The 7,883-nt window shown below is 62.3% G+C and carries 8 protein-coding genes; 4 read left to right on the top strand and 4 right to left on the bottom strand.

The features are described from left to right. Positions 1-41 precede the first annotated feature (41 nt). Positions 42-1,454, top strand: coding sequence for a nucleobase:cation symporter-2 family protein (locus tag AC2FL1_RS11590; protein ID WP_496877032.1), 1,413 nt, complete (start codon positions 42-44; stop codon positions 1,452-1,454). A gap of 173 nt (positions 1,455-1,627) precedes the next feature. Here the strand turns inward: AC2FL1_RS11590 and AC2FL1_RS11595 are convergent, their stop codons facing one another. The 3 genes from AC2FL1_RS11595 to AC2FL1_RS11605 form a co-directional block, all read right to left on the bottom strand. Continuing rightward, the gene (locus AC2FL1_RS11595; protein WP_496829284.1) at positions 1,628-2,611 is read right to left on the bottom strand and encodes a type I glyceraldehyde-3-phosphate dehydrogenase; all 984 of its coding nucleotides are present in this window, start codon (positions 2,609-2,611) and stop codon (positions 1,628-1,630) included. Next, a complete protein-coding gene (locus tag AC2FL1_RS11600; protein WP_496877033.1) occupies positions 2,608-2,961 on the bottom strand; it encodes a hypothetical protein in 354 nt (117 codons plus the stop codon). Before AC2FL1_RS11600 ends, AC2FL1_RS11595 begins: the two co-directional genes overlap by 4 nt. 194 nt (positions 2,962-3,155) lie before the next feature. Then, positions 3,156-4,079 (bottom strand): aldo/keto reductase, encoded by a 924-nt coding sequence (locus AC2FL1_RS11605; protein ID WP_496829288.1) that lies wholly within the window; start codon positions 4,077-4,079, stop codon positions 3,156-3,158. Between the two features lie 188 nt (positions 4,080-4,267). Between AC2FL1_RS11605 and AC2FL1_RS11610 the strand changes: the two genes are divergently transcribed. After that, a complete protein-coding gene (locus tag AC2FL1_RS11610) occupies positions 4,268-5,197 on the top strand; it encodes an AraC family transcriptional regulator (RefSeq protein WP_496877034.1) in 930 nt (309 codons plus the stop codon). 41 nt (positions 5,198-5,238) lie between these two features. On the opposite strand, the gene AC2FL1_RS11615 is transcribed toward AC2FL1_RS11610, so the two are convergent. After that, on the bottom strand, positions 5,239-6,066 hold the full coding sequence (locus AC2FL1_RS11615) for a bifunctional allantoicase/(S)-ureidoglycine aminohydrolase (protein WP_496877035.1): 828 nt from the start codon (positions 6,064-6,066) through the stop codon (positions 5,239-5,241). A 185-nt stretch (positions 6,067-6,251) separates the two neighbouring features. Between AC2FL1_RS11615 and AC2FL1_RS11620 the strand changes: the two genes are divergently transcribed. After that, positions 6,252-6,599 carry a hypothetical protein gene (locus tag AC2FL1_RS11620; RefSeq protein WP_496877036.1) on the top strand — a complete coding sequence of 116 codons (348 nt, stop codon included), beginning with the start codon at positions 6,252-6,254 and terminating at the stop codon, positions 6,597-6,599. A gap of 278 nt (positions 6,600-6,877) precedes the next feature. Further along, positions 6,878-7,669: a class I SAM-dependent methyltransferase gene (locus tag AC2FL1_RS11625; protein WP_496877037.1), complete on the top strand. Its 792-nt coding sequence runs from the start codon at positions 6,878-6,880 to the stop codon at positions 7,667-7,669. Positions 7,670-7,883: the final 214 nt, after the last annotated feature.

Below are 7,883 nucleotides of genomic sequence, written 5' to 3' on the forward strand. Positions count from 1 at the left end.
GGCAAGACCCCCATGATCCACACAGGGAGGACAGTGATATCATGGCCGACACTTCGATAGGGACTGCGGATCAGCTCCGCGATCCGAATTACACCCCGCCGCTGGTAAAGGCGGTGCCGCTGGGTATCCAGCATGTGCTGGCGATGTTCGTCTCGAACGTCACGCCCGCGATCATCGTGGCAGGGGCGGCGGGCTTTGGCTTTGGCTCGAACTCGCCCGATTTCCCGCAGCTCCTTTATCTCATCCAGATGTCGATGCTGTTTGCCGGTGTGGCGACGCTGTTGCAGACGGTGACCATCGGTCGGGTCGGCGCGGGCCTGCCGATCGTGCAGGGCACCAGCTTTGCCTTTCTGCCGATCATGATCCCGCTGGTGGCGGGCAAGGGGGTGGATGCGCTGGCGGCGCTATTCGGCGGCGCAATCATCGGCGGTCTCTTTCATTTCTGCCTCGGCTTCTTCATCGGGCGCATACGCTTTGCCTTGCCGCCGCTGGTGACCGGGCTGGTGGTGACGATGATCGGTCTGGCGCTGGTCAAGGTCGGCATCCAGTATGCCGCAGGCGGCGTGCCCGCCATCGGCACGCCGGAATACGGCTCGGCTCTCAACTGGTCGGCGGCGTTGGTGGTCATTCTGGTCACGCTGGGGCTGAAATTCTTTGCCCGCGGCATGCTCTCGGTCTCGGCGGTGCTGCTGGGGCTTATCGTCGGCTATGTCTATGCGCTGATGATGGGCATGGTGACCTTCGAGGCGATTGGCACCAGCTGGAGCCGGGCGGCGGGCTTTGCCCTGCCGGTGCCGTTCAAATACGGGTTCGAGTTCTCGCTGGCCGCCGTCATCGGCTTTGCGATGATGGCGGTGGTTTCGGCCATCGAGACGGTGGGCGATGTTTCGGGCATCACCAAGGGCGGCGCGGGACGCGAGGCAACCGACAAGGAAATCGCCGGCGCCACCTATGCCGATGGTCTGGGAACTGCTGTTGCGGGTCTGTTCGGTGCCTTCCCCAACACCTCGTTCAGCCAGAACGTGGGCCTGATCGCCATGACCGGGGTGATGAGCCGCCATGTGGTCACCATCGGGGCGCTGTTCCTGATCCTCTGCGGGCTGGTGCCCAAGGTGGGCGCGATCATCCGTACCGTGCCGATCGAGGTGCTGGGCGGCGGTGTCATCGTGATGTTCGGCATGGTGGTTGCCGCCGGTGTCTCGATGCTGTCGGACGTGCACTGGAACCGGCGCAACATGGTGATCTTTGCCATTGCGCTGTCGGTCGGGCTGGGTTTGCAACTGGAGCCCGGCGCGGTGCAGCATCTGCCCGATACCGCGCGTATCCTGATGACCAGCGGGTTGTTGCCCGCGGCCGTGATTGCCATCGTGCTGAACCTGATCCTGCCGCAGGAATTGGGGGAAGAGGCGACCGAGGAGGTTTCGGGCGGCATGGCCGGACACGGTCGCAAGTAAGGGGTTTCATCGGGCGGACCACTCCCGCCCGGGTCCGCCGCATCAAAGATGCGTTGGCCCCGGTTGGGCCGGGCGCGCGGGGGCAAGCCCCGCGCGCGGATCGCGCTGAAGCGCGATGCCTCCGGCGGAGGTATTTTCGAACAGAAGAAAGGTGCCGGGTGCCGTGGCCGGGGTCAGACGGCCATCAGGCGGGCGATATCCAGCATCCGGGCCGAGAATCCCCATTCATTGTCGTACCAGCCGAACACCCTGACCTGCCTGTCCCCCACCATGCGGGTCTCGGGGCCGGCGATGACCAGCGATTCCGGGCGCGCGCGCAGGTCCGAGGAGACCAGCGGCTTGTCTGTCCAGCCAAGCACTGGCGAGGTCTCGACCGCGGCGCGTAGGGCGGCATCGAACTGTCCAGGTGTCATCGCGCGGTCGAGTTGCACCACCAGGTCGACCGCGGAAACGCTGGCGGTCGGAACCCGGACTGCCGCACCCGAGATGCGGCCGGCCAGATGCGGCAGGACCTCGTCGATCAGATGGGTGGCGCTGGAGGTGGTGGGCACCATCGATAGCGCCCCGGCCCGCGAGCGGGCCAGATCACCCCGGGGCGCGTCGACCATCGGCTGGCTGTTGGTGTAGCAGTGGATCGTCGTCATATGCGCACTGACGATGCCCGCGATGTCATCGATCACCCGCGCCACCGGTGCCAGCCCGTTGGTGGTACACGAGGCGTTCGAGACGATACGGGCATTCCCCAGAAGCGCCTCGTTTGCGCCCAGCACCACGGTGATTTCGGCGGCGGGCGAGGGGCCTGAGATCAACACCTTGCCAGCTCCGGCACCGAGGCCCCGGGCGGCCACGTCCGATGTGCGGGCGATGCCGGTGCAATCGAGCAAAACATCCACGCCCGACAGGTCGACCCGTGCCAGGTCGGCGCTGTGGGTGACAGGAATGGTCAGGCCATCAACGACCAAGCTGTCGGCGCCGGTGGCAACGCTGCCGCGCCAGGGCCCGAAGGTGCTGTCAAATTCGAACAGATAGGCGCAGGTCTCAAGCGGTGCGATATCGTTGATCAGCACCAGATCGATATCGGTGGTACGCGGCGCAGCCAGCAGCTGCCGCAGGATGGTGCGGCCGATGCGGCCGAATCCGTTAATCGCGAGTCTCATGGGCAAGCTATGGCAGGAGCTTTGACCGATCTCAATGCCCAGGCACCGCTTGCCTCACCGACAGTTGACCCTGGCAAAGAACTCGCCCGAAATTTCCGGTACAACGTCTTGCGGACAACCGTGTAGCCGGTCGCCTGTTCAACGGTGGCAATCGCCTGGAAGGTGCGCAGCCGGGCAGGTGCGCCAAGCGGGCTGAAATCGTTCTGGTCGCGCGTGGCACGATAGACCAAGGGTGCGTCGGATACCTGCGTGGCCGCCCAGCTCCGGCTCATCACCCGTGAGGTGACCGTCTCTTGCTGCGCAACCGCGACAGCCGGGCCAAAGACGGACAGGGCGAGAAGGGCGGACAAGACGCGACGCCTATTCTTGGTGAAACCTCCTGTGCAGCCCGAAACCCTGTGATGTTTCGAGCAGATTGCACAGGGTCTGAAAAGCCCCAGCCGCAGCAGGCCGGGGACAAGAACACGGGAAAAGGGACGCCGGCATGCCCCCGACTTTCAAAATCGGGGCGCTGATCCCGGTCGGGGGCGGGCCACGATCGGTCTCACCCCATGAAACGTGGGTCGCCTGTTGCCCAGGCAACACCATCGCCCCGGTCCATCGTTTCGATCAGGGCCATTTCATCGTCATCAAGGGCAAAGCCGAACAGTTCAATGTTCTGTTGCATCCGCCGGGGGTTCAGGCTTTTGGGCAGGACCGCGAACCCCTTTTGCACGCCCCACCGCAACAGGACTTGTGCCTCGCTCACACCGTGTTTCGCGGCCATCGCCTTGAAGGGAGAGTGTGTATCGGTTCCGTCTGCCTGCATCTCGGCAGTCTTGCCGCTGGCTTGCCCTGGTTCCGCACGCCAGGTGGAGAGGGGAACGAGTGAGCTGTAGGCGATCGGAGCAATACCGTTTTCGGCCATGCAAGCCAGAAGTTCGGGCTTTTGGCTCCAGGGATGCAACTCGATCTGGTTGTATTCTGGCATCGGCAGGCCCGCCGCCCGAATCTCTTCGATATGGGCTTCGGTATAGTTGCTTACCCCGATGGCGCGGGCCTTGCCCTGAGCCTTGAGATCGACCAGCGCCCGCCATTCGTTTAAGCGTTCGGCGCCGCCTGACGGGGCGTGGATCAGGTACAGGTCGACATGGTCGAGCCCGAGTGCCGCGCACGACGCCTCGAAGGCGGCAATGGTTTCGTCATATCCCTTTGGTGTGTCTCCCCAGGCCGGGTTGCCGGGCCACAGTTTCGTCGTCACGAACAGGTCCGCGCGGTCAAGCCCGGTTGCGGCAAGGCCGTCGCGGATGCCTTGGCCCACGCCGGCCTCGTTGTGGTACCCCGCCGCGGTGTCAATATGGCGATACCCGACCCCGATAGCGGCCGCGACCGCTGCTGCGGCGTTCTCGTCGGCAATGAGGTAGGTACCGAAACCAACCAGGGGGAGGCCGCTTTCTGTCATGGGGGTCTCGTTGGGAGAGTTGGTCATCCCTGTGCTCCAAGAAGTTGTCCGAGGGTTTGAAAGAATTGCTCTATTAGAGATATAGTAGTGAAAATGGGTTGATAATTTTGCTCTTTTCTCTCCAAGTCTTGTCATATTCTCCAACTGTTCGTAAAAAATGATGCCGAGGACCGGTCTGTGGTAAACCTGCCTTGAGAGACGTTTATGGAGGTCCGATGCACTCGGGACTTGTTAGGTTGGCGGGTGAGCTGGCTGCGCCCGATGCGGCAGGGGGCGTTACCCAGCTTGGCTTGGGTGGGGCTGTCCTGCTGAGGCGCACCCAGCCCTCGGCTATCGAGGGGACACTGTACCGGCCTTTACTCTGCGTAATTTTGCAAGGGGCCAAGGATGTTTCCGCCGGAACCCTGTCGGTGCATTGCCCGGCGGGGAATGCCATTATCGTCAGCCACGATCTGCCGGTTCTGTCGCGCATCACCCGGGCCTCTCTGGCCGAGCCCTACATCGCCGTGGTGCTGCCACTGGATCTTGGCATCCTGCGCGGCTTCTTCGATCGGATGCCGGATATTGCCGGGGGTGAGGACAATGCGGCGGCGCTTCTGTCTTGTCCGGCGGATGGTGAATTGCTGGATGCTATCGGTCGGCTCATCAAGCTCGCCCGGCAAGAGATCGCGGCACCGCTGCTTGGTCCGATCCTGCTACGCGAGATCCATGCCCGGCTACTGTTGTCGTCGCAGGGCGCAATCCTAAGGCGTTTCCTGAATCGAGAGGACCCGTCAAATCACGTTGCGCGCGCGATTGCCTCGATCCGCGCCTCGATCGAGGCGCCGATGAAAGTGTCGGCGTTGGCCGAGCATGCCGGCATGAGCACGTCGTCCTTTCATGCGCGTTTCAAGTCGGTGACCGGTTTGACCCCCGGACAATACCAGAAGGATATCCGCCTGCTCGAAGCGCGGCGCCTTATCCTGGACAGCGACGCGGCGGTGTCTTCGGTTGCGTTCGACGTCGGCTATGAAAGCCCCGCGCAGTTCAGCCGCGATTACGCCCGCAAGTTCGGATGCCCACCGCGAGAAGACCGCAACAGGGCACGAGAGGCGAACTCGGATCGGTCAACGGCGTTCGTGTCGCAGCCCGCCACGGTCAACTGACAACGAATGGCAGGTGCCGGATACTCGGCATCCTGAAGATATCAGCGTCGCGGCAGCGCCATGTGTCGGTTCACATCCTTGTAGAGCAGATAGCGGAACGGCCCCGGCCCGCCCGCGTAACAGGCCTGCGGGCAGAAGGCGCGCAGCCACATGTAATCGCCCGCCTCGACCTCGACCCAGTCCTGGTTCAGCCGGTAGACGGCCTTGCCCTCCAGCACATAGAGCCCGTGTTCCATCACATGGGTTTCGGCAAAGGGAATGACGCCCCCAGGCAGGAAGTTCACGATGGTGACATGCATGTCGTGGCGCATGTCCTCGGGGTCGACGAAACGCGTCGTCGACCAGCGTCCCTCGGTGCCCGGCATCTCGTTCGGGGTGATATCCTGTTCGCGGGTCACGAAAGGTGTCGGGGTATCAAGGCCCTCAACCGCTTCATAGGCTTTGCGGATCCAGTGAAACCGGGCAGCGGGGCCTGCATGGTTACGCAGCCGCCATGGGTGACCCGCCGGGATATAGGCATAGCCACCGGGTTCCAACACATGATCGGCCCCGTCGAGGGTCAATGTCACCGCCCCCTCGACCACGAACAGCACCGCCTGCGCGCCTGCATCGGTCTCGGGGCGGTCGCTGCCGCCGCCGGGTTTTACCTCCATGATGTAATGCGAGAAAGTCTCGGCGAAACCACTTAGCGGCCGGGCGAGAATCCAGGCCCGCGTTTCCTCCCAGAATGGCAGCTTGCTGGTAACGATGTCGCGCATCGTACCCCTTGGGATGACCGCGTAGGCCTCGGTGAACATGGCCCGGTCGGTCAGCAACTGCTCTTGTCCGGGATGGCCGCCTTGCGGGGCGTAATAGGTGGGGGATGCCATGGGTGCCTCGTCCTGTTCTCTGCGCCAATCTGGGACGGGGACGACGGCAGTCCAAGTGCGGATGGTCAGATAGGAACCTTCGTGTTTATTTGAAGATTGCCGGAGCCGGGGCATCCGGACGCGTTGGCGTTCGGGTCGAGGCCGTGTAATCATCCGGCAAATCCGCCGGAATTGAGGAGTGAGCGATGAAACTGGTTGTGGCGTTTCTGCTGGCTGTTGGACTGTGCGGGGGGGCGGCCGAGGCCAAGCCAATCTCGCGCATCATCGCCGAGCTGGGGCTGGAGCCCGAGGATTTCCAGTTGATGGGCGCCGCCTCGCGGCAGTTGATTGTCGATGGAAAGCCCGTGGTCGGGCGCGAAAGCGTCTGGGAGAATGCAACGACTGACTCGCAGGGAACCGTTCGGGTCGACGCTGTGCAGGGTGACTGCGCGGTGCTGCACCATGTGATCCGACCAAAGGGCGCGGCAAATGCGCGGGTGATCGGCACCCGGATGTGCAAGGGTGCCGATGGTGCATGGATGCTGACGCCATAAGTTGACGTGCCGGTGACGACTGTGCTGATCGGGTTGGCCGGATGCCGACCCTTTGGCGCCGTTCGCGCCATTTTTGACGCATGGCCGTTCCAGGCTCACACTAGCGATGCTGTCGCTCGCCCACTGGTTTCGTGACAAGGTGCTGCCACGAGATGTTGCGGGTGATTTGGCGGGGAAGTCCTTCTTTGAGTTCTTTCGATGAAAAGCACGCGTTTTGACCAGAATTGACGGTGGTGGTAGAGTTGTCCACTGAGAGCGCGACGACGGAGACACACTTCATGACGTTTCAATTGGCGGGTGAGGGGCCCAAGATTTACGAAGAAGTCATGGTGCCGCTTTGGTTTGGCCGATGGGCCGAGGCTCTGATCGACCAGCTCTCACTTCGCAGTTCGGAACGTGTCTTGGATGTTGCCTGCGGCACGGGGGTGACAACCCGATTGACCAAGACAAAGGTAGGGCCAGGCGGCAAGGTAGACGGCCTCGACATCAATGCTCCGATGCTCGCGCAAGCGAAGGAACTGGCCGGTAATCTCGATATCGCGTGGATCGAAAGCGATGTTTGCGACATCGATCTGCCCTCGGAGTCCTACGATGTCATCCTTTCGCAGCATGGATATCACTACTTCCCCGACAAGCCGCAGGCTCTCCGAGAGTTCTTGCGGCTTCTTGTCCCGGGCGGTCGTCTGGGTTTTTCGATCTGGGATGGGCACAGCCCCTATACAAGCGCTATTTGTGCTGCGGTTGAGCGTCACATTTCCCCTGAGATTGCGAGAAAACAGCGGTCGCAACGGGAAACACCCTCGGCAAACGAACTGAAAAGCCAAATGAGCGCCCAAGGCTTTTCCGACGTCGTCGTTTTTCGTCAGGAGCTGATGATCGATGTGCCGCCAGCATCTGAGTTCGTACCATTGCACTTGCGCTCGATGCCGATAGCGGCTGCGTTCACCGAACTCCCGGAAGATGCGCAGAACGCACTGATAAACGAGGTTGCGGAGTCCCTGGCGGATTATGTCCAGGGTAACCGACTGGTCTACCCGGACGCTGTGCATGTCGCCATTGGTTTCAAATAGAAATACACTTGGCGGCGTTCGGATTGAGCTGGAACTGACAGGACAGCAGCACGAACCGCTTTGCCCCGCGACCGGGGTCTCGGGATCGAGAAGCGGGAACACCCGGCTTTGGCGCCACCTGAAAACACATCCTTTGCAACGCGTTTCTTGGGCCCTTTGAGCGCGTCTTCAAGCCCGCTTGATGCCTTGGGTCATTTGCTCTCTTGCCGCAAAT

Source organism: Ruegeria sp. YKSF070 (genome assembly GCF_059612725.1).

Bases quoted from the DNA above. Each gene is read 5' to 3' on its own strand.
- AC2FL1_RS11615 (WP_496877035.1), bottom strand. From the start codon at position 6,066: ATGGCATCCCCCACCTATTACGCCCCGCAAGGCGGCCATCCCGGACAA.
- AC2FL1_RS11620 (WP_496877036.1), top strand. From the start codon at position 6,252: ATGAAACTGGTTGTGGCGTTTCTGCTGGCTGTTGGACTGTGCGGGGGG.
- AC2FL1_RS11590 (WP_496877032.1), top strand. From the start codon at position 42: ATGGCCGACACTTCGATAGGGACTGCGGATCAGCTCCGCGATCCGAAT.
- AC2FL1_RS11610 (WP_496877034.1), top strand. From the start codon at position 4,268: ATGCACTCGGGACTTGTTAGGTTGGCGGGTGAGCTGGCTGCGCCCGAT.
- AC2FL1_RS11625 (WP_496877037.1), top strand. From the start codon at position 6,878: ATGACGTTTCAATTGGCGGGTGAGGGGCCCAAGATTTACGAAGAAGTC.
- AC2FL1_RS11595 (WP_496829284.1), bottom strand. From the start codon at position 2,611: ATGAGACTCGCGATTAACGGATTCGGCCGCATCGGCCGCACCATCCTG.
- AC2FL1_RS11605 (WP_496829288.1), bottom strand. From the start codon at position 4,079: ATGACCAACTCTCCCAACGAGACCCCCATGACAGAAAGCGGCCTCCCC.